General features: G+C 65.2%; 18 protein-coding genes. 1 reads left to right on the top strand and 17 read right to left on the bottom strand.

The window, feature by feature from the left end; all coding sequences use genetic code 11:
* Position 1: 1 nt before the first annotated feature.
* The 11 genes from P8R42_04340 to mdh form a co-directional block, all read right to left on the bottom strand.
* Positions 2-1,321 carry a UDP-glucose/GDP-mannose dehydrogenase family protein gene (locus tag P8R42_04340; GenBank protein ID MDG2303878.1) on the bottom strand — a complete coding sequence of 440 codons (1,320 nt, stop codon included), beginning with the start codon at positions 1,319-1,321 and terminating at the stop codon, positions 2-4.
* A gap of 70 nt (positions 1,322-1,391) precedes the next feature.
* Positions 1,392-2,801 carry an undecaprenyl-phosphate glucose phosphotransferase gene (locus tag P8R42_04335; protein ID MDG2303877.1) on the bottom strand — a complete coding sequence of 470 codons (1,410 nt, stop codon included), beginning with the start codon at positions 2,799-2,801 and terminating at the stop codon, positions 1,392-1,394.
* A gap of 70 nt (positions 2,802-2,871) precedes the next feature.
* Positions 2,872-3,975 carry a glycosyltransferase family 1 protein gene (locus tag P8R42_04330; protein ID MDG2303876.1) on the bottom strand — a complete coding sequence of 368 codons (1,104 nt, stop codon included), beginning with the start codon at positions 3,973-3,975 and terminating at the stop codon, positions 2,872-2,874.
* Positions 3,976-4,005: 30 nt separating this feature from the next.
* Positions 4,006-4,998 (bottom strand): glycosyltransferase family 2 protein, encoded by a 993-nt coding sequence (locus tag P8R42_04325; protein ID MDG2303875.1) that lies wholly within the window; start codon positions 4,996-4,998, stop codon positions 4,006-4,008.
* The gene (mtnP, locus tag P8R42_04320; GenBank protein ID MDG2303874.1) at positions 4,995-5,864 is read right to left on the bottom strand and encodes an S-methyl-5'-thioadenosine phosphorylase; all 870 of its coding nucleotides are present in this window, start codon (positions 5,862-5,864) and stop codon (positions 4,995-4,997) included. Before mtnP ends, P8R42_04325 begins: the two co-directional genes overlap by 4 nt.
* 39 nt (positions 5,865-5,903) lie before the next feature.
* Positions 5,904-6,989 (bottom strand): 23S rRNA (adenine(2503)-C(2))-methyltransferase RlmN, encoded by a 1,086-nt coding sequence (gene rlmN / locus P8R42_04315; GenBank protein MDG2303873.1) that lies wholly within the window; start codon positions 6,987-6,989, stop codon positions 5,904-5,906.
* 28 nt (positions 6,990-7,017) lie between these two features.
* Positions 7,018-7,434 (bottom strand): nucleoside-diphosphate kinase, encoded by a 417-nt coding sequence (gene ndk, locus P8R42_04310; GenBank protein ID MDG2303872.1) that lies wholly within the window; start codon positions 7,432-7,434, stop codon positions 7,018-7,020.
* 28 nt (positions 7,435-7,462) lie between these two features.
* Positions 7,463-8,335 (bottom strand): succinate--CoA ligase subunit alpha, encoded by an 873-nt coding sequence (gene sucD / locus P8R42_04305; GenBank protein ID MDG2303871.1) that lies wholly within the window; start codon positions 8,333-8,335, stop codon positions 7,463-7,465.
* The gene (sucC, locus tag P8R42_04300; protein MDG2303870.1) at positions 8,332-9,495 is read right to left on the bottom strand and encodes an ADP-forming succinate--CoA ligase subunit beta; all 1,164 of its coding nucleotides are present in this window, start codon (positions 9,493-9,495) and stop codon (positions 8,332-8,334) included. Before sucC ends, sucD begins: the two co-directional genes overlap by 4 nt.
* A 51-nt stretch (positions 9,496-9,546) precedes the next feature.
* A complete protein-coding gene (locus P8R42_04295) occupies positions 9,547-10,389 on the bottom strand; it encodes a Fumble domain-containing protein (GenBank protein ID MDG2303869.1) in 843 nt (280 codons plus the stop codon).
* Between the two features lie 24 nt (positions 10,390-10,413).
* Positions 10,414-11,355, bottom strand: a complete 942-nt coding sequence (mdh, locus tag P8R42_04290; GenBank protein MDG2303868.1) for a malate dehydrogenase — start codon at positions 11,353-11,355, stop codon at positions 10,414-10,416.
* Positions 11,356-11,494: 139 nt separating this feature from the next.
* On the opposite strand from mdh, the gene P8R42_04285 reads away from it, so the two are divergent.
* Positions 11,495-12,064, top strand: coding sequence for a hypothetical protein (locus P8R42_04285; GenBank protein MDG2303867.1), 570 nt, complete (start codon positions 11,495-11,497; stop codon positions 12,062-12,064).
* A 6-nt stretch (positions 12,065-12,070) separates the two neighbouring features.
* On the opposite strand, the gene P8R42_04280 is transcribed toward P8R42_04285, so the two are convergent.
* From P8R42_04280 to P8R42_04255, 6 genes are read right to left on the bottom strand one after another with little or no spacing between them, the layout of a single operon-like run.
* Positions 12,071-12,628, bottom strand: coding sequence for a hypothetical protein (locus tag P8R42_04280; GenBank protein ID MDG2303866.1), 558 nt, complete (start codon positions 12,626-12,628; stop codon positions 12,071-12,073).
* Positions 12,625-14,706 carry an elongation factor G gene (fusA, locus tag P8R42_04275; GenBank protein MDG2303865.1) on the bottom strand — a complete coding sequence of 694 codons (2,082 nt, stop codon included), beginning with the start codon at positions 14,704-14,706 and terminating at the stop codon, positions 12,625-12,627. Before fusA ends, P8R42_04280 begins: the two co-directional genes overlap by 4 nt.
* A 10-nt stretch (positions 14,707-14,716) precedes the next feature.
* On the bottom strand, positions 14,717-15,481 hold the full coding sequence (locus P8R42_04270) for a type III pantothenate kinase (protein ID MDG2303864.1): 765 nt from the start codon (positions 15,479-15,481) through the stop codon (positions 14,717-14,719).
* 48 nt (positions 15,482-15,529) lie between these two features.
* Positions 15,530-16,504: a biotin--[acetyl-CoA-carboxylase] ligase gene (locus P8R42_04265; GenBank protein ID MDG2303863.1), complete on the bottom strand. Its 975-nt coding sequence runs from the start codon at positions 16,502-16,504 to the stop codon at positions 15,530-15,532.
* Complete coding sequence (gene nadC, locus P8R42_04260) at positions 16,501-17,394, bottom strand: carboxylating nicotinate-nucleotide diphosphorylase (protein ID MDG2303862.1); 894 nt, start codon at positions 17,392-17,394, stop codon at positions 16,501-16,503. Before nadC ends, P8R42_04265 begins: the two co-directional genes overlap by 4 nt.
* Positions 17,391-20,048: a valine--tRNA ligase gene (locus P8R42_04255; GenBank protein ID MDG2303861.1), complete on the bottom strand. Its 2,658-nt coding sequence runs from the start codon at positions 20,046-20,048 to the stop codon at positions 17,391-17,393. The genes nadC and P8R42_04255 overlap by 4 nt, the downstream gene beginning before the upstream one ends.
* Positions 20,049-20,183: the final 135 nt, after the last annotated feature.

Raw genomic sequence — 20,183 nt, 5'->3', positions numbered from 1 at the left:
TTCAGGCCTCAGCGGAAACCGCAGAGCGGCCCACCGAGTGATACGTGAAGCCCTGCTCCGCCATCTGGTCCGGCTCGTAAATGTTCCGCCCGTCAAACACGACCGGGGAAGCAAGAGCCTTCTTCATACGGGCAAAGTCGGGACGCCGGAACTCATTCCACTCCGTCACGATTATCAGTGCGTCCGCGCCCTCCAGCGCATCGTAGTTCAGCCGGTGATACGTCAGCCGATCTCCAAACATCTTCTTCGCTTCGTCCATGGCCTCCGGATCGTGAACGGCGATCTCCGCTCCCGCGGCGAGCAGGCGCTCGATGATGATGACCGCAGGCGCCTCGCGCATGTCGTCGGTCCGAGGCTTGAACGCCAATCCCCAGATCGCGAAGCGCTTGCCGGTCACGTCGCCACCGAAGTGGTCGAGAACCTTGCCGACCAGAAGCCGCTTCTGACGATCGTTCACGTCCTCCACGGCCCGAAGCAGCGTGAAGTCGATCTGGTAGTCCTGCGCGGTGCTGATGACCGCCTGGACGTCCTTTGGGAAACAACTCCCCCCGTACCCGACACCCGGAAACAGGAAGTGATGACCAATCCGGCGATCGTGACCGATGCCTCGGCGAACCATCCCGACATCCGCGCCAACCTTTTCACAGAGGTTCGCCATTTCGTTCACGAACGAGATTCGCGTCGCGAGCAGCGCGTTGGCCGCGTACTTCGTCATCTCGGCGGAGCGATTGTCCATCGAAAGGATCGGATTGTCCGTGCGAACGAGCGGAGAATAGAGCTCCTTCAGTCTTCCGAGAGCGGCTTCGTCGCGCCCACCGATGACGACACGGTCGGGCTTCATGAAGTCGTCGATCGCTGCGCCTTCCTTCATAAACTCGGGATTCGAAACGACTTCCATCGAGTGGCTCGTGTTCTCTTCGAGAACGCGACGCACCCGGTCGGCAGTACCCACGGGAACCGTGCTCTTGATCACAACGACCTTGTCGCCGTTCGCAGCCTCGGCCATCGACTTCGCAACGGCCATCACCGCGGACAGGTCCGCGGCCCCGGAACGACCCATCGGGGTACCCACCGCGATGATGCAGATCTCCGACGCTTGGACAGCCGTCTTCAGATCGATCGTGAACGAGAGGCGATGCTCCTCGCTGTTTCGACGGACGAGTTCTTCGAGCCCCGGCTCATAGATCGGGATCTCACACCGCTCGAGCGCAGCGATCTTCTCGGGCACCACGTCCACACAGATGACGTCGTTGCCGCACTCGGCGAAGCATGTTCCTGCCACGAGACCGACATAGCCGGTCCCAACTACACAGATCCTCATTCACGAATCTCCCAGCGGGCAATGCCGCCGTCAGGGGGAAGCTTGATCGGCGGGGTGTCCGCCGCCTCGCTCAGTACGCGTTCTTGCCAGCGAACCCGCGTACGAAGGTCAGCACCAGAATCTTCAGATCCAGGCGCAGCGACCAGTTCTCGATGTAATACAAGTCGTGTTCGATCCGCTGCTCGATCGATGTGTTTCCGCGCCAGCCATTCACCTGAGCCCAGCCGGTCATTCCGGCCTGAACCATGTGGCGAAGCATGTACTTCGGAACGCGAGAGCGGAAGTCCTCGATGAACACGGGCCGTTCCGGGCGGGGGCCAACCAGGCTCATCTCGCCACGAAGCACGTTCAAAAGCTGTGGCAGCTCGTCGAGGGAGAAGCGTCGCAGAACGCGTCCCACCGTCGTCCGCCTCGGGTCGTTCTCCGTCGCCCAGACGGGGCCAGTGTCGGCCTCCGCGTCCACCCCCATCGTGCGGAACTTCCAAACCCGGAAGACGCGTCCGTCCAAACCCATCCGATCCTGCGCGAACAAGGCCGGGCCGGGCGTCGACAGCCTCACGGCCGCCGCGATCAGAAGGAGGAACGGCGATAAGAGAACCAACACCATCACCGCGAGGCAGAAGTCCATCGCTCTCTTCGCCACCCGACTCCAACCCATGAGCGGCGTCGCACGCAACGAGATCAGCGGAAGACCACCGAACTCCTCGATGCCGCTCCGCAAGCTCACGAAGCGATCGACGTCCGGAACCACCTTGACGTCCACGGCGGCCTCGTCGAGTTTCTTGATCAGTCCGCCCAACTCCGGCAGGGACTCGAACGGGATCGCAAACACCACCTGATCGATGTCGTCTCGCTCTACGATCTCCTCCAACTCGTCCCATTGTCCGCAGATCGGGGTCGAGCCCACGAACCCACCGACCCTCAGATGATCTTCGGCCAGGAACCCCCTTACCTTGAGCCCGAACTCCGGATGACGGACCATCCGCTCCTGGACGGCGCGGCCCAACTCGCCGTCCCCCACGATCAGGACGTGGCGCAGGTTGTATCCACACCGGCGCGCCTCCCGCAGAACTTCGCGCAGGGCTGCACGCTCGAGCACGACCGCTCCGGTCACCAAGACGTAGAAAAACAGCAGCGTTAGCCTCGAGAGCGAGAAAGCCTTCTCGATCCCGAGGAAACTCACCGCGGTGAAGATCAACATTGCAAGAGACGACGCCCGGATGATCAGACGACGCTCAGACGATTCGCTCGCTCCGCGCATTGGGTCGTAGAGACCGTGCGCCTGGAAGACGAGCCCCCAGATCGCGAAGACGACAGGCAACAAGGCGAGGTAGTTCTCGGCGGGCGGAACTCCCTTGGTCACCGGCACGAGCGGGACGTAGAAGCGCAGGGCGTAAGCGACCACGAAGGAGAGACCGATCATGAGCAGATCAGCACCCACGAAGAGCCCGCTGAACAGCTGTCGACGCTCTTTCAGCACGGGCAGAACCGTCCCCGAGGCCCGATCGCGCGGCGGATGCCGCGGGCTCCCTGTTGCCACCGTGTCTGGTTCACGTCACGCTCGCGAGTGCGCGCTCATAGGCGGCCAGCGTTGCTCGGGCGGTGCCTTCCCATGTGAATCGGTCGGCTTGGTCCCATCCACATTGCACCAGCTCTTCGCGCTCATCCCCCTGGAGCTCGAAGGCTACTGTATAGAGCGCCTCTCGCAGGTGGGCAACCGATCCTGAGGGAAACAGGAGGCCGGCGTCGCCGACCACCTCGGGGAGTCCCCCGGCATCCGAGGCAACCACCGGCACGCCGGCGGCCATGCCCTCCAGGGCCGGGAGGCCAAACCCCTCATGTTCCGAGGCCACAACGACTGCCGTGGCGGAAGCATAGGCCAAGCGCATCTCTCGTTCGGACAGGCCGCCGAGGGGCAGGACCGTGTCGGGCGGGAGCCCGCACTCCGCGATTTCCTCCCGTACTTCGGGGCGATCGGAGCCCTGCCCAGCCAGGACGAGCCGCAGTCCCCGCGGATCGGCCCGGACCGCCTCCGGGAGCAGGTCCCGAAACGCCGCGAGCAGGGTTCGCAGGCCCTTATGAGGCAGCCCATTGGTCACATTCAGAACGTAGGGGGGCTCGAGTCGCAGGCGCCGCAGGAACGCGTCCACCTCGGGGCCGGAATTCGGGGCTCCCCAACCCGGCGAGACGCCGTTGTAGACGACCCGGATCCGGTCGGGCTCAATCCCGCCGAACTCTTCGACGTCGTGGGCCACGGCCAGAGACGGGGTCAGGACCAGAGCCACCCGCCTGCGAACCTCGGCCATCATCCGCCGGCAGTAAAACGAGTGGATCCGCGACCGCGGGAACTGCATGTGGATCAGGTCGTGGATCGTCACGACCATCGCGCAGTTCACTCCGAGCGGTGGGACATAGTGGGGAACGTGCAGGAGATCCAACTCCGCGCGACGCACCTGCCACGCGACCTCTACGTGTTCTCGCAGGGAGTAGATCGGGGCCGTGACCGGAACGATCTCGATGCCGGGTGCCCGCCGCCGTACTTCGACATGGTCGCGTGGGTGCGCGAACACGACGATCTCCTCGTTCCGCACGAGACCCGGATAGGCTTCGAGCAACTCTCCGATATATCGCCCAATGCCACCGTTGTGGAGCATCCGAGCATCGAGCCCGATCCGCGGCAAAGCCTAAGTCTCCGAGCCTGGCGTCCGGTCCGGGTCGAGAGTCTCACCGACCACGTAGACCGGCTTCCCCTGCGACTCGTGGTAGGTCCGCGCGAGCATCTCGCCGAGCAACCCGAACGTGATGAACTGCAGGCCGGTGATCAGCAGTACGATGGCGAGGAGAACGATCGGGCGTCCACCGAGTTCGACGCCGAGAAAGATCCGCTCGAGCCCGAGGAACGCGAGCAGCAACCCGCCGGCCAGCGTGACGGCGAGGCCGAAAAGTCCGAAGACCTGAATCGGTCGCGTCGAGAAGTCCGAGAGGAACTTCACGGTGACCAGGTCCAGGATCACACGGATCGTGCGGGTCAGACCGTACTTCGACTTCCCCAGAGTGCGTGCACGGTGATTCACCTGAAGCTCAGTCACGCGCGCACCGAGGTCGGCGGCGATGGCCGGAAGGAATCGGTGCATCTCTCCGTAGAGGCGCAGCTCCGACACGACATCCCGCTTGTACGCCTTGATGCCGCAGCCATAGTCGTGCAGGTGCACCGAGGTGACCGTAGAAATGATCCAGTTCGCGACCTTGGACGGGAGGACGCGGTGCAACTGCGCGTCCTTGCGGTCGTGGCGCCACCCCGAGACCACGTCGGCGCCGGCATCTAACTCGGCCAGAAGCCGCGGGATGTCCGCAGGGTCGTTCTGGAGGTCGCCGTCCATCGTCACGACGACGCGCCCGCGCGCGTGCTCGAAGCCCGCCGCCAGGCCGGCCGTTTGACCGAAATTCCGGCGCAGCCGGACGACCCGCACACGGGGATCCCCCTCATGAACGGTACGGAGCCGCTCGAAGGTCTGATCGCGCGAACCATCGTCGACCGCCACGACCTCGGACTTGGTGTCCAAACGATCGAGCACCGACAGGAGTTCGGAGAAGAAGGGCTCGATCGCCTCCTCCTCTTCGTAGAAGGGGACGACGACCGACAAATCGCAGGTGCTCTGTGCCACGCCCCCCGTCATAGATACTTCCCGGCGATCACGCGCAACCTCTCGCGCGCCTCGGCGGGAATCGCAGCGAGATCGGAGATGATCGCGCCGTCCAGAGCGTGTCGACAAGCACAATCACCGGCCGGCAGCGTGGCCGCCAACTCGCCGACCGTCTTCGCGGCGAGACGCGCGTTCGCGCGCAGCACTTCCAGGATCGCGCTGACGTCGACCTCTTCCTCGCTCTCGTGCCAGCAATCGTAGTCGGTGCAGAGCGACAGGCTCGCGAAACACATCTCGGCTTCGCGGGCGAGCTTCGCCTCCTGCAGATTCGTCATGCCGATGATCGACGCGCCCCACGAGCGATAGAGATTCGATTCTGCGCGGGTGGAGAACTGCGGTCCATTCATGTTCACGTACGTGCCGCCGACGTGGATGTTCTCGGCCCCGGCGCCGCGCGCGGCGCCCGCGGTCGCGTCCGCAAGCGCGGCACAGACCGGATCACCGAACTGCACATGTGCGACGATACCTTCCCCGAAGAAGGTCGCCGTACGTCCGACCGAGCGGTCGATGAACTGATCCGGCACGACGACGTGCCCCGGCGCAATCTCCTCCTTCAGCGAGCCCACCGCGCCCACCGACAACAACTGGGTCACGCCCAATTGCTTCATCGCGTGAATGTTTGCCCGGAAGTTCAGCTCGCTGGGCAGGATACGGTGCCCCCGCCCGTGTCGCGGGAGGAACGCCAATTCGACGTCACCGATCGTACCGAGCACCAATTCGTCCGACGGATCTCCGAAAGGCGTCGCCAGACGCACACGCCGGACGTCCGACAAATCGTCCAGATCGTAGAGACCACTTCCACCGATGACCCCGAGGGTCGCGCGCGTATCTTCTGACATGAGTTGTCGAGCTTTCGCACAAGGCCCCAGGTGGGGCAATTAGGAGGACGGGTCCACGCCTTCCGGGGTTGGCGTCGCCCCCGAGGGCTCCGCAGGGCTTTGCGCGGCCAGCTGGCCGCACGCGGCTGCGATGTCCGGGCCGCGACTCTCACGGATGCTCGCGTGGACGCCGTGATCGAGCAGGATCCGCTGGAATCGGTGCGTCCGGTCACGGGTGGCGCGTACGTAGTCAGCTCCCGGGAACGGGTTCCAGTAGATGAGGTTCACCTTCGCTCGGATGCCGTGGAGCAAGGCCACCAGGCGACGCGCGTCCTCGTCTGCGTCGTTCTCGCCCGTGAGCAGGGTGTACTCGAAGGTAATGCGCTTTCGGCGCGGCAGCGGGAGCTTTCGGCACGCATCGAGAAGCTGGGCCAAGCTGTACTTGCGCGTCACAGGCATGAGTTCGCGACGCTTCTCCTCGGTCGTCGCGCCGAGCGAAACGGCGAGGCTGACCTTCGTGCTCTCGAGGAGGCGACGCATCTCAGGGACGAGTCCGACAGTCGATACGGTTATCCGCCGCGATGAGATACCGAGGCCCCACTGCGACGTGAGAATCTCGATGGCCGGCAAGAGGGCGTCCAGATTGTGCAGCGGCTCACCCATCCCCATGAAGACGAGGTTCGTGAGAGGCCTCCCCTCCGGCCCCATGGTCGCGGCGACTTCGCGCGCGAGTACGATCTGACCGACGATCTCCTCCACACGCAGATGACGCTTCAACCCGAGACGAGCGGTCGCGCAGAACGTACACCCCATCGCGCAACCCACCTGGGAGGAGACACACAACGTGAGCCGTTCCCGGTCGGGGATCAGCACACTCTCGATCACCTCGCCGTCGGCGAGACGCACCGCCAGCTTGCGCGTCCCGTCGGAGGACTCCTGGACGTCCGGCGACGAGACCGCCGCCCCGCTCAGGTGCTCGCGCAGAGTCGCGCGAGCGGCGGCCGGTAGGTCAGTCATTTCCTCGGGGTCGGCGACCCCGCGGCGGTAGACCCAGGAGAGGAGCTGGCCCGCCCGATAACGCGGAAGACCCAACTCGGCCACGAGATTCTCCGCGGAATTGGGATCGAGCGCGTGGACGGGCTGCATCGGGGCCTCCCGTGAAACGGGCTTCGGTTCAGCTCAGATCGGCGGCCGGAAAGAAGAAGCTGATCTCCTCCTTCGCGGTATCCGGTCCGTCCGAGCCGTGCGCAGCGTTCTTCTCGACGTCGGTGCCGAAGTCGGCACGAACGGTTCCAGCCGCAGCATCCGCCGGATTCGTCGCGCCGAGGATCTCACGGTACCGCGCAATGGCATTGTCGCCTTCGAGCACCGAAACGAACACGGGGCCGGAGGTCATGAAGTCGCAGAGGTCCGAGTAGAACGGACGCTCTTTGTGAACCGCATAGAATGACTCGGCCTGCGCGCGCGTGAGGCGCGTCATCCGGCCGGCGACCACGCGAAGGCCGCCCTCTTCGATCCGTGCGAGGACCGGGCCGATGCCATGCTTGGCAACCGCGTCCGGCTTTACGATTGAAAAAGTTCTGTCCGCCATGAGTCTGGTCCTTTGAATCGCGAGGCGCTCAGGCGCCCATCGCTTCCTTCAACGTGATGCCGAGATCGGCCGGGCTCGCCGCAACCTTGATGCCGGCTGCGTTCATCGCCTCGATCTTGTCCGCGGCGGTTCCCTTGCCTCCGGAGATGATCGCCCCGGCGTGCCCCATCCGCTTCCCCTCGGGAGCGGTCTGGCCGGCGATGAAGCCCGCGACGGGCTTCTTCATCTCTCGCTTTACGTATTCCGCCGCTTCTTCTTCGGCCGAACCACCGATCTCACCGATCATGATGACGCCGTCGGTATCCGGATCAGCGTTGTAGAGCTCGAGCACGTCGATGAAGCCCGTGCCGTTCACCGGATCGCCACCGATGCCGACGCAGGTCGACTGCCCGATGCCGAGCTGAGTGAGCTGATGCACAGCCTCGTACGTGAGCGTGCCGCTACGCGACACGACGCCGATCTTGCCGGCCTGGTGAATGTAGCCCGGCATGATGCCGATCTTGCACTCGCCCGGCGTGATGACGCCCGGGCAGTTCGGCCCGATGAGGCGCGTTTTCGAGCCGGCGAGAAAGCGCTTCACCTTCACCATGTCGAGGACTGGAATGCCCTCGGTGATGCAGATGACGAGCTCGACGCCCGCGTCGGCCGCCTCCATGATCGCGTCCGCCGCGAAGGGCGGCGGGACGTAGATCACGCTGGCATTGCAGCCGGTCGCTTCGCGGGCCTCACCTACCGTGTCGTAGATCGGAATGCTCTCGAAGTCGCCGCCGCCCTTGCCGGGCGTGACTCCGGCGACCATCTGGGTGCCGTAGTCGCGACAGGTGCGCGTGTGAAACTGCCCCGTCGACCCGGTGATACCCTGGGTAACGACCTTGGTGTCTTTTCCGACGAGGATGCTCATTTGGACGCCTCGACGACCTTCTTCGCCGCGTCGGCCATGTCGGCCGCGGTGATGATGTTGAGTCCGGAATCGGCGAGGATCTTACGGCCCTCATCGACGTTGGTGCCTTCCAGCCGGCAGACGACCGGCACGGCCAGCTTCATCTCGCTGGCGGCCTGCACGACACCGGTCGCGAGGACGTCGCACTGCATGATGCCACCGAAGATGTTGATCAGAACCGCCTTGACGCTCGTGTCAGCGAGAATGATCCGGAAGGCCGCTGCGACCTTCTTCGCGTCCGCGCCGCCCCCTACATCCAGGAAGTTCGCAGGCGCCGCACCGGCGAGTTTCACGATGTCCATGGTCGCCATCGCGAGACCGGCGCCGTTCACCATGCAGCCGATCGAACCGTCGAGCGCGATGTAGGAGAGATCGTACTCTTGCGCCTGCTGTTCGCGGGGATCCTCTTCGTCGGGATCACGCAGTTCGCGAAGGTCCGCGTGGCGGAAGAGCGCGTTGTCGTCGAAGCCCATCTTCGCATCGAGAGCGACGAGGTCGCCATCCTTCGTGAGAACGAGAGGATTGATCTCGATCAGCGCCGCGTCGGTCGCAACGTACGCCTCGTAGAGAGCCGAGAGGAACTTGGCGAACTTGCCGAGGCTCTTCTGCGGCAGACCGAGAGCCTTGCCGATCTTGCGGCCCTGATAGCTCTGACAGCCGACCTCGGGGCGAATGGCCTCGCGCAGGATCTTCTCCGGCGTCTTTGCGGCGACCTCTTCGATTTCGACTCCGCCCTCGGCCGACGCAATCGCCGTGACGAGGCTCGTGTCGCGATCGAGCGCGAAGCCCAGGTACAGCTCGCGATCGATGGCACAGCCCTGCTCCACGAAGAGGCGTCGAACGACGCGCCCTTCGGGACCGGTCTGGTGCGTGACGAGAGTTTTGCCGAGAAGGGAAGCCGCAAAGGTCTCCGCTTCTTCTGCGCTCTTCACGAGCTTGACGCCACCGGCCTTCCCTCGACCGCCTGCGTGAATCTGCGCCTTCACGACCCACGGACCATCGCCGCCGATCGCTTCCACCGCTTCGCGTGCCCCTTGCGCCGAGGTGGTCATGACGCCCTTCAGCGTCGCGACGCCATAGCGTGCGAGGATCTCTTTGCCCTGATGTTCGTGGATGTTCATGTCGCCTCGACCGTTGTGAGCTGAACCTCGTGTCTCATGGCATACGCCCCTCTAGCCTGCCAGGTCGGGACGCCCGGCGAGCGCCACGTCGAGCGCTCCCTGCGCAACGGCGAAGCCCGGATCCGCGGGCATGTGCACGAAACTCGATTCGACCCCTGGTGTGCTCAGAATCGACTCGCGGAAGCCGGGAATATCGAGTACGTGACCGACGAGAACGATGCCGACGGCCTGGTGCATCAGGACCGAGTCGATCGCGAGTCTGAGGGCGGTCTGGCCGACCAGCCGCACCAGGGCCGCCGCCACGTCTTCGGGACGCGTCGAACCATCCGAACGCGTGAGCCGGCCGAAGTGCGCGGCCGTCGCGTCGGCGCGAACCGGGCCGACGCCCTGCCCCACGATGTCCCCCACGCTTAGGTCACAGCGGGCAGGGTCGCCTTTCTGCACGAGCGCGCCGATCTCTTCGACATTCTCGGTGCCGAGAAGCAGTCGAGCGAGGCCGATCAACGTCCCCCCACCGACACCACTTCCGATCAGGCGCTCGGGCTCCTTGGGCGGGCGCGCCAGGACGATCCCGGTTCCCGTGCCGAGGCTGACGACAACCGCGGGCGTCGCAATCCCCGTGCGTACCGCACCCACCGCCGTGGCGGCCGCCTCGTCGACCGCGACGAGAGGAATGCCGTCGACATCCTCGGTCAGCGCGCCGGAACGACCACCAGTGACGGCCACGAGCGTCGGCGGAACCGCCCCCGCGGACACGCCCTCGAGCAGGCGACGGACATCAGCCGCCGTCGGGCGTTCCACCGCCTGCTCGGCCCGGAGCACCTCCGACCCGTCTCCACGACGCAAGACCACGTCGGTGACCGAGCCTCCGAAATCGATCGCTGCGCAATCCATCGACTCGGCCCCCGCGCTGGAGACTTAAGAGGCCAGGACCTTGTCGAGCGCACCAACGAGGTCGCCGACATGAGAAGCAGACACCTTGACCTCTTCCTTCTCCTTGTCGGTGAGTTCCACCTCGACGACCTTCTCGACGCCGCCGGCACCGATCTGCACCGGCACTCCGAGGTAGAGGTCCGAGCATCCGTACTCGCCCTCGAGATACGCCGCGCACGGCAGGATCTCTTTCTTGTCGAGCAGGTACGACTCGGCCATACGAACCGCAGCCGCCGCCGGCGAGTAGTAGGCCGAACCGGTCTTCAAGAGACCGACGATCTCGCCGCCCGCCTTACGGGTGCGCTCTTCGATGGCCTCGAGACGCTCGGCCGAGATGAGCCGATCGACAGGAACGCCGCCGACCGTGCAGCTCGAGCGAACCGGGACCATGTCGTCGCCGTGACCGCCGAGGACCAGCGCCTGCACGCTCTTCACCGAGACGTTCAGCTCCATCGCGAGGAACGAGCTGTACCGCGCCGAGTCGAGCACTCCGGCCATGCCGACGACCTTCTGCTTGGCGAAGCCGGTCTGGCGCTTCATCAGCGTGACCATGGCGTCGAGCGGGTTCGTGAGAACGATCACGAGCGCGTCGGGGGCGTGCGTCTTGATGCCCGCGGCGACCTCCGAGATGATCTTCGCGTTGATGCCCAGCAGGTCGTCCCGGCTCATGCCCGGCTTGCGAGCGAGGCCCGAGGTGACAATACAGACGTCGGCGCCGCCGATGTCCTTGACGTCGTTCGATCCCGTGACGTCGACGTCGAACAGATCAATCGGGCCCGACTCGGTGAGATCGAGCGCCTTGCCCTGGGGCATGCCCTCGACGACGTCGTAGAGCACCACGTCGCCGAGCTGCTTGAGCGCCGCCATGTGCGCGATGGTTCCGCCGATATTGCCTGCCCCGATCAGGGCGATCTTCTTACGAGCCATTTTTGGTCTTCCTCCTGCTGAAGTGGCGGATGGATTGGACCGCCAACGCGAACAGTCGTCTAACGAGCCGCTCCGCCCCGCGCTACCGGGGCCGGGGAACCCGTTTGACGGTTTCCTCAAGCGCCCCTAGAGTTTTCAGGTGATGCGGATTTTGGGGCAGGTAGTCGGGCTGGCGCTTCTCGCGCTGGCGATTGTTCAGTGCGGCGGCGACGACATTTGCCTGAACTGCGAGGCGGTCCCGACACCCACGCCGGGTGCACCCCAGGTCCTCACTGTGAGCGGAAACATCCTCAGCTTCGACACCCGCGATCCGATCGAGTCCATCCTCTCGATCGGCTGCATCGACCTGCCCAGCGACGCGCCACCCGAAGAGTTCACGAGCTGCCTTCCAACCGGTGAGGCCTACCCCGATTCGGCGGGTAACTTCGACTTCCGGATCACGGTGGATGCGACGTCCTCTCTCGACCTGGCCTTCTGGATTTGCCGCAGGAACGAAGGCCGGTGCGGCAGGATCGAACCGGGCGACGAGTTCGCCCAGTTGTCCGACCCGGACAACAAGCTGCAGGACATCCTACGCGGCTGGACCGCGTCGATCTCGGGCATCGACATCGACTTCGAGACCCAGACGGCGACGGCCGGTGTCATTCGAACCTTCCGGTCCCCCACCGCCACGCCGACGCCATCGACGGAGGCAACGCCGACGCCTTGACGCGCCCTACTTCCCGCCTTTCCGCAGCAGGTTCCGCTTCGCCTGCTGCTGCAACACGGACGCGACGTTCTTCGAGCGCGCAAGCAGCCGCATGTCGCGCTCACGAATGCCGCTCAGCAACGTGAGCGCGATCTGCAAAGGTGTCTTCGGATTCTGCACGAGGGCCAACCGCACGGCGTAGTGTCGGACCCATTCGCGGTGGTTCGCGATGATCCGAAGCAGGTCGCCGTGTAGGCTTCGGTTCTTCGCCATCGCGAGCGCCTCTTCGAGAGTGACCCGCGGATTCTTCAACACACCGGTCTGGATCATCCGGACCGGATCCCGCGCCAGGACCTGCCGCGCCTCCTTGTTCCCCGACATAGCGAGTTTCAGGCGCTCGGGTACCGACATCTTGCGCACGCGCCCAAATACGGACTCCTTGCGTTCGGGGGGAGCCGGCTCGGTGACCAACTCGGAATCCAATTGGATCGTGTCCCGCCCTTCGAGCACTGCGACGACCTCGGGGTCCTTCGCCATGGGGTCCGCCGGCGCGCCAAGCGAGCCCGGCCGCGGCGGATTGCTCAAGAACCTTCCGATTGCTTTTTAGCCCACGCGATCTTCTCTGCGAAGTGCGACGGGAGTTCTTCGTAGTGCGAGAACTCCACGTGGAACGAACCCCGGCCGCCGGTCATGGAGTTCAGATCCGGCGCGTAGGTCAGGATCTCAGCCATCGGAATCATCGCCTTGATGACCTGACCATGCCCTTTGGGCTCGACGCCCTGCACCTTGCCGCGCCTCGAATTCACGTCGCCGAGCACATCGCCCATGGCCTCGTCGGGCACACTCACGTCAATGGCCATGATGGGCTCCAGAATCACCGGCTTCGCCTTTTCGAATGCCGCCTTGAAGCCCATCGCCGCGGCCAGCTTGAAGGCCATCTCGGACGAATCCACGTCGTGGTGCTTCCCGTCGTAGAGCGTGACGCGCACATCGACGACCGGGTACCCACCGAGCGCGCCTTTGCGCATCGTCTCGATGACGCCCTTCTCGACCGCCGGGATGAAGTTCCGCGGCACCGAGCCGCCCACGACCTTATCGACGAACTCGAAGCCCGCCCCGCGGGGCAGAGGCTCGATCTCGAGTTGTGCGAGCGCGAACTGGCCGTGTCCTCCGGTCTGCTTCTTGAGCCTGCCCTCGGCTTGCGAGCGCGAACGGACGGTCTCGCGGTACGGGATCTTCGGAGCCGAAAGGAGCACCTCAGCGCCGAACTTCCGCTTCAAGCGCTCGACGACGAGGTCGACGTGCAGCTGGCCCATTGCGCCGAGCATGATCTCCTTCGACTCCGGATCACGGTCGAGGTGGATCGCGGGATCTTCCTCCTGCAGTCGCTGGAGGCCAACCATGACCTTGTCTTCTTCGCCCTTGTTCTTCGCCTCGAGTGCAAAAGAGATGGCCGGCTCGAAGCTGCGAAGCAGCGGATAGTAGGTGTGCACCTTCTCATCACACAGGGTGTCGCCGGTGTTGCCGACCTTGAGCTTCGCGACGGCGACGAGGTCTCCCGCAACCGCCTCCGTGACGGCCACCTGCTTCTTCCCCTCGAGTCGGAAGAGGTGGCCGAGCTTCTCCTTTTCCGCGCGCGTCGAGTTGAAGATCGGGCTGTCCGCGGCGACCTTGCCTGAGAACACACGCATCACGGACAGCTTGCCCGCGAACGGATCGATCAGGGTCCGGATGATCTGCGCCGAGAACGGCTCGTTCAGGTCGGCCGCTCGGAGGATTTCATCCCCGGTCTTCGGATCGTCGCCGAGCGCCGGCGGCAGGTCCGCAGCCGAGGGACAGTCCTCCGCAATGAAGTCGAGAAAGGTCCCGACGCCGAACGCCTTCTCGCCCGAGCCGCACAGCAGCGGGAGCAGTGCCCCCGACGCGATGCCGGAAACGAGGCCGGCGCGGAGCTCCTCTTGACCCAGTTCGCCTTCTTCGAGGTACTTCTCCAGCAGGTCGTCGTCCGCCTCGGCAACGGCCTCGACCAACTGCTCCCGAGCGCTCTCCGCCGCTTCGACGAGGTCGTCGGGGATCGGCGCTTGCTTGGACTGCCCCTTCTCCCCCTGCCCGAGCAGCGCCTTCTGATGGAGAACGTCCACGATGCCGACGAAGCCGTCTCCGGCGCCGATCGGCAGGTGAAGAGCCACCGGCTTCAGTTCGAGCCCGACGGTCAGAGCTTCGCGCGCCCGCTCGAAATCGGCTCGCTCGTGATCCATCCCTGTGACGAAAGCGATGCGCGGAACCGATCCGTCGGCCACCCAGCTCAGTACCTTCTCGTCCTCGCCGCGGGTTTCCCCGTGCGACGACACGACGAGCACCGCCGTCGTCGCGCCCTGCAACACGGCACTCGCGTCGTGCACGAACGCGTTCGCGCCCGGGCAGTCGACGATGTTGATGGCCTGGTCCTTCCAGGTGAGGTGATGGAACGCGGAGAACATGGAGTGGCCGCGCGCCTCCTCCTCAGGCTCCGTGTCGAAGTTCGAGGTGCGGTCCGCCGTAACTCCGCGACTATTCGTTTGGCCGGCTGTCAGAAGGAGCGCCTCACCGAGGGTCGTCTTCCCAACGCCACCGTGTCCGATCAACACGAGGTTTCGAATGCGTGCAGGGTCAAGAGCGGCCATGCCCGGTTCCCTACCGATTCCGCTCGAAGATGAGACGCAGACCTTCGAGCGTCAAGAATTCGTTCACGTCGTCGATCGTCTCCGACTCGGAGGCAATCAGTTGTCCGAAACCACCGGTCGCGGTCACGGTCGCCGGCTCGCCCAACTCCTCCTGGATCCGCCGAACCATTCCGTCGACCATCGCGACGTACCCAAAGTACACGCCCGATTGGATCGAGTTGACGGTATTCCGGCCGATAACCTTCGGCGGCCGCACGAGTTCCACTGCCTGGAGCTTGGCCGTGCGGGAGAACAGAGCGTCGAGAGAGATCCCGACGCCCGGAGCGATCACTCCCCCAAGGTACTCACCGCGCTTCGAGACGACATCGAAGGTCGTCGCCGTGCCGAAGTCCACCACGATCGAGACGTCGTGATTCCGCTCGTAGGCGGCCACCGCGTTCACGATGCGGTCGGCGCCGACCTCACGGGGGTTGTCGTAGAGGATGGGCATCCCGGTGCGGATGCCGGGTCCGACCACCAGAGGGCTCTGACCGAAGGTCTCGGTGCACATCGCCTCCACCACCGACTGGAGCGGCGGCACCACGTTGGATACGATAATCCCCTGGATTTGACCGGCCTCGACGCCGCTCATGCGGGTGAGATTCCAGAGCACCACACTGTACTCATCCGCCGTACGAGAGTGTTCTGTGACGATACGCCAGCGTCTGCGCAGCGTATCCCCTTCGAACAAACCCAGTACCGTGTGAGTGTTCCCGACGTCGATCGCGAGCAACATCCGAGCGGCGCCGAGACTAAGTCACGGGACGCATCTCGCGCAAGGGAATTAGGAACGATACGTGCCGCGGAGCGTCACCTCGCCGGAGGAGACCCGGACGACGCCGTCGGCCGTCTCGACCAGGAGCGCCCCGTCCGGAGCCACGCCCCGGACCACTCCCCGGGGGTTTCCGGCCCCCTCGACGCGCACGCGACGCCCCGGGAGGCAGTGATACGCCTCGTAGGCCTTCTGCACGGCGGGAAAACCGCCGGCCACGAACTGGTCGTAAACAACCTCGAGCTCGTTCAAGAGAGCGCCCGTGAACGCGGCCCGGTCGATTCGCCGGCGCGTGGCAATACGCAGGCTCGACGCCTTGCGGCGTAGCTCGGGAGGAAAATCCCGGGCGGTCGCGTTCAAATTTACCCCGATCCCGAGGACCAGAAACCGGACCCGGTCCGACTCCGCATCCATCTCGGTCAAGATCCCGCAGACTTTTCGCTGGCCGAGAAGGACGTCGTTCGGCCACTTGATCCCGGATCGTAAGTCGGTCGTGGACAGGATCGCCTCGGCGACCGCGATGGCGGCCACCAGGGACAACGACGTGACGTCCACCGGCGCGACGGGCGGACGGAGCACCACAGACAGATACAGATTCAGATTCGAGGGTGAGGTCCACTCTCGCCCGAGGCGACCTCGCCCTGCGGTCTGCGCCTCGGCGACCACCACGGTACCCTCGGGGGCGCCACCGCGCGCAAGCTCCCCCGCCAACCTGTTCGTCGAATCGACCTCTTCGCGGTGCACGATGTCCATGCCGAGTCGCTTCGCCGTCAGATGACGGCGGACCTCAGTCGGCAGCAGTCTGTCCGGTCCTCCGAGCAAGCGGTATCCACGACCGGCCATCGCCTCGATCGAGTAGCCCCGTTCCCGAAGCGCCTCGATCTTCTTCCAGACAGCCGTCCGAGACACGCCGATGCGTGTCCCGATCTCCGCACCGGAGCACCACGCACCACCCTGCAGGGTCTCGAGCAGCGCTTCGTCGATCACTTCTTGCGGCCCGCCCTGGCGCCTTTGACCTCGAGCGAGAGGTCGATGGCCCGCGCCGAGTGCGTGAGACCGCCGACTGAGATCAACGCAGGACCGCGCTCCGCGTACTTGCGAACATTGTCGAGTCCGATACCGCCCGAGACTTCCACGACAGCGCGCCCCGCGATGAGCGCGTGTGCGCGTCCCACCACGGCCGGCGTCATGTTGTCGAGGAGCACCACGTCGGCGCCGGCGGCGAGCGCTTGCTTCACCTGGTCGAGCCGGTCGCACTCGACTTCCACCCGAAGACCGTGCGGGGCACCACGACGCGCCCGCTCGACGGCGGCCCGAACCGAACCGCACGCGGCCACGTGGTTATCCTTGATCAGAATACCATCATCCAGACCGAACCGGTGGTTCCGACCTCCGCCGACCCGAACCGCGTACTTCTGGAGAAGACGGAGGCCCGGGATCGTCTTGCGCGTGTCGAGAATCTCGGCGCCGGTGCCCTCGACCGCATCGACGAAGCGGCTCGTGACGGTCGCCGTTCCGCAGAGCTGCTGAAGGAAGTTCAGGGCGAGTCGCTCGCCCGTAAGGATCGTCGCCAGTGGCCCACGAAGCTCCGCGAGAGCCCGCCCCGCTTTGACCGACGCGCCCTCGCGAACGCGCAGATTTACGGAAACGACACCGGGCCCCACCAGCGCGCCGTAGATCCGCTCGATCAGCGGCAGGCCGGCGACGACGCAATCCTCGCGCGCTACGAGCCTTGCCGCACCAGCGTCTGCGGGCGGAATCGTCACCAGACTCGTGACGTCTCCGCGCCCGACATCCTCGGCGAGCGCCGCCGCGATCAGCGCCCCGGTACTCGGATGCTCGAACGGATCGACGCCCGAGCCGAGTTCGCGACTCACGACTGAACCTCGGCGAGACGCTCGAGCCCACGCGCCAGCAGGTCCCGCCGGCTTTCGAGCTCGGCGGCCTTGCCGCGCTCTTTCTGCACAATCTCGTCCGGGGCCCGTGCGATGAACGACTCGTTCCCGAGCTTCTTGAGAACCGCACCGAGATCCTTCTCGACGCGCTGAATCTCCTTCGCGAGGCGCTCCCGTTCGGCGGCGACGTCGACGAGGCCCGCGATCGGGACGTACATCTCGACGCCCCCGGCGACCGCGACCGCGGCACCCTTGGGACGTTCAGCGCCTTCGATCTGCCCCATCGATCCCACCCGCGCGAGGGATCCGATCGCGCTCCGGAAGGATTCAACCCCGCCCCACGAGCCCGCAGCCACCTCGGCCACCTGGACCTCGATCTCCTGCTTCGGCTTCACGCCCAACTCCGACCGAAGCGTACGCAGAGCTCGGACCACGGCGATGAGTTGCTCCACACCCTGCTCGGAGGCCTCGTCCCGGGCGAAGTCGTCGGCCTTCGGAAATGGCGTCAGAACCACACTGGCCGGCGGCTCGCCGACCCGAGGCAGCGAAAGCCAGACCTCCTCGGTGAGAAACGGCATCAGCGGGTGCATCAACCGCAACGACGCGTCGAGGACGTCCACGAGCGTCTGCTGGGCAGCGCGACGCGCGTCGGCGTCGTCGCCGTTCAGAGAGAGCTTCGCGAGTTCGACGTACCAGTCGCAGAACTCATTCCAGAGGAATCGGTAGATCGTCGTCGCGGCGTCGTTGAACCGATAGCCGTCGAGCGCAGCGCGGAACTCCTCGATAGCCCGCGAGAGTCGAGTGCGAATCCAACGCTCCGCCGGGCCCCCGACGAGACGCTCGGCCGCCGGATCGTAGTCGTCGAGATGCATGTGCGTGAAGCGCGCCGCATTCCAGACTTTGTTCGCAAAAGCCCGGTTCCCATCGATTCGCTCCAGGGAAAGGCGGATGTCGCGGCCCATGGCCGACTGCGCGACCAACGTAAAGCGCAGCGCATCCGTGCCGTAGGTCGCGAGGAGCTCGAGCGGGTCGCGGACGTTCCCTTTGCTCTTGCTCATCTTGTCGCCGTACTCGTCGCGCACGAGGCCGTGGACGTAAACGTCGCGGAACGGGACCTCGCCGGTGAACTTGAGACCGAACATCATCATCCGGGCGACCCAGAAGAAGATGATGTCGAACCCGGTGACGAGGACCTGCGTCGGGTAGTACTTCTGCAGCTCGGGCGTCGCATCGGGCCACCCGAGGGTCGAGAACGGCCAAAGCCCACTCGAGAACCACGTGTCGAGCACGTCTTCGTCCTGGCGGAGTTCGCCGTCGCAGGTCGGACAGGCGCTCGGCTCTTCGCGGAGGACGAGAACGGAATCCTCACCGCAGGCGTCGCAGTACCATGCGGGTATCCGGTGCCCCCACCACAGCTGACGGGAGACGCACCAGTCGCGGATATTCTCGAGCCACGCGAAGTACGTGCGCTCCCAGTGCTCGGGATAGAACTTCGTACGTCCGTCGCGGACCGCCTGCATTGCCGGTTGCGCAAGAGGCTTCGCCCGCACGAACCACTGCAGCGAGAGCAACGGCTCCACCACTTCGCGGCAGCGGTAGCAAACGCTCGCGGCCAGAGCGTGCGGCTCTTCGTGGTCGAGAACACCGTCGGCCTCGAACGCGGCAACGATCTTCGTGCGGCACTCGGCGCGGTCGAGCCCGGCGTACGGCCCGGCCTCGTCGGTCATCCGGCCCTGCTCGTCGATCACGGAGATCTGCGGGAGGTCGTGCCGACTCCCGACGTCGAAGTCGTTGAAGTCGTGCGCAGGCGTGATCTTCACCGCCCCCGAGCCGAACTCCTTGTCCACGTACTCGTCGGCGATGATCGGGATCTCGCGATCGAGGATCGGGAGACGAATCGTCTTGCCCACAAGGCCCGCGTATCGGTCGTCCTCGGGGTGCACGGCGACAGCCGTGTCGCCGAGCATCGTCTCAGGACGCGTCGTTGCCACGGTCACATGGCCACTGCCGTCCGAGAGCGGGTACCGCAGGTGCCAGAGGCTCCCCTCGGTGTCCTGGTGCTCGACCTCGATGTCGGAGAGCGCGGTGCCGCAGCGACAGCACCAGTTGATCAGGCGCCGACCGCGGTAGACCAGCCCCTCTTCGTGGAGCCGAACGAACACCTCCCTGACGGCTCGCGAGAGGCCCTCGTCCATCGTGAAGCGCTCACGCGTCCAATCACACGAGGCCCCGAGCCGCTGGAGTTGCGAGATGATGTAGGGAGCGACCTCGTTCTTCCAGGCGAACGTCTTGTCGAGGAAGGCCTCACGGCCCAGCGTGTGGCGATCGGTGCCCTGCGCGGCGAGCTGTCGCTCGACGACGTTCTGGGTCGCGATCGACGCGTGGTCGGTGCCGGGCACCCAGAGCGTGTTGAAGCCGTCCATCTTCTTGTAGCGCAGCAACACGTCCTGGATCGTGTTGTTCAGCGCGTGGCCCAAGTGGAGGTGCCCGGTCACGTTCGGTGGTGGGATCACCATCGAGAACGCGTCTCCGGGAGCCGCCGCGTCCGCGACGAAAAACCCTTCCTTCACCCACTTCTTGGCCCAACGATCCTCGACCTCGTTGGGTGCGTACGCCTTCGAAAGCTCGGCCGACATCCGGGGTGGAAGGGTAGCAACCGCCCCGCAGGCGCGCCAATGAGCACGCGTGCTCTGCTCTCCACGGTCGTGCCGAGCGATTGCTGTTCAAAAATCAGGCATCCGCCCGTCCTGTGAGCAGGCAATCCCTCCCGG

This window comes from Candidatus Binatia bacterium, assembly GCA_029243485.1.
Classification (GTDB): domain Bacteria; phylum Desulfobacterota; class Binatia; order UBA12015; family UBA12015; genus VGTG01.
Note: the sequence above shows the minus strand (reverse complement) of the source record. Positions and strands in the feature narration are given on the sequence as shown.

Coding starts and splice junctions, on each gene's coding strand:
- P8R42_04295 (MDG2303869.1), bottom strand. CDS start 10,389: ATGGATTGCGCAGCGATCGATTTCGGAGGCTCGGTCACCGACGTGGTC.
- P8R42_04255 (MDG2303861.1), bottom strand. CDS start 20,048: ATGTCGGCCGAGCTTTCGAAGGCGTACGCACCCAACGAGGTCGAGGAT.
- mtnP (MDG2303874.1), bottom strand. CDS start 5,864: ATGTCAGAAGATACGCGCGCGACCCTCGGGGTCATCGGTGGAAGTGGT.
- P8R42_04330 (MDG2303876.1), bottom strand. CDS start 3,975: ATGCTCCACAACGGTGGCATTGGGCGATATATCGGAGAGTTGCTCGAA.
- P8R42_04270 (MDG2303864.1), bottom strand. CDS start 15,481: ATGTTGCTCGCGATCGACGTCGGGAACACTCACACGGTACTGGGTTTG.
- P8R42_04340 (MDG2303878.1), bottom strand. CDS start 1,321: ATGAGGATCTGTGTAGTTGGGACCGGCTATGTCGGTCTCGTGGCAGGA.
- ndk (MDG2303872.1), bottom strand. CDS start 7,434: ATGGCGGACAGAACTTTTTCAATCGTAAAGCCGGACGCGGTTGCCAAG.
- rlmN (MDG2303873.1), bottom strand. CDS start 6,989: ATGCAGCCCGTCCACGCGCTCGATCCCAATTCCGCGGAGAATCTCGTG.
- sucD (MDG2303871.1), bottom strand. CDS start 8,335: ATGAGCATCCTCGTCGGAAAAGACACCAAGGTCGTTACCCAGGGTATC.
- P8R42_04325 (MDG2303875.1), bottom strand. CDS start 4,998: ATGACGGGGGGCGTGGCACAGAGCACCTGCGATTTGTCGGTCGTCGTC.
- fusA (MDG2303865.1), bottom strand. CDS start 14,706: ATGGCCGCTCTTGACCCTGCACGCATTCGAAACCTCGTGTTGATCGGA.
- mdh (MDG2303868.1), bottom strand. CDS start 11,355: ATGGCTCGTAAGAAGATCGCCCTGATCGGGGCAGGCAATATCGGCGGA.
- sucC (MDG2303870.1), bottom strand. CDS start 9,495: ATGAACATCCACGAACATCAGGGCAAAGAGATCCTCGCACGCTATGGC.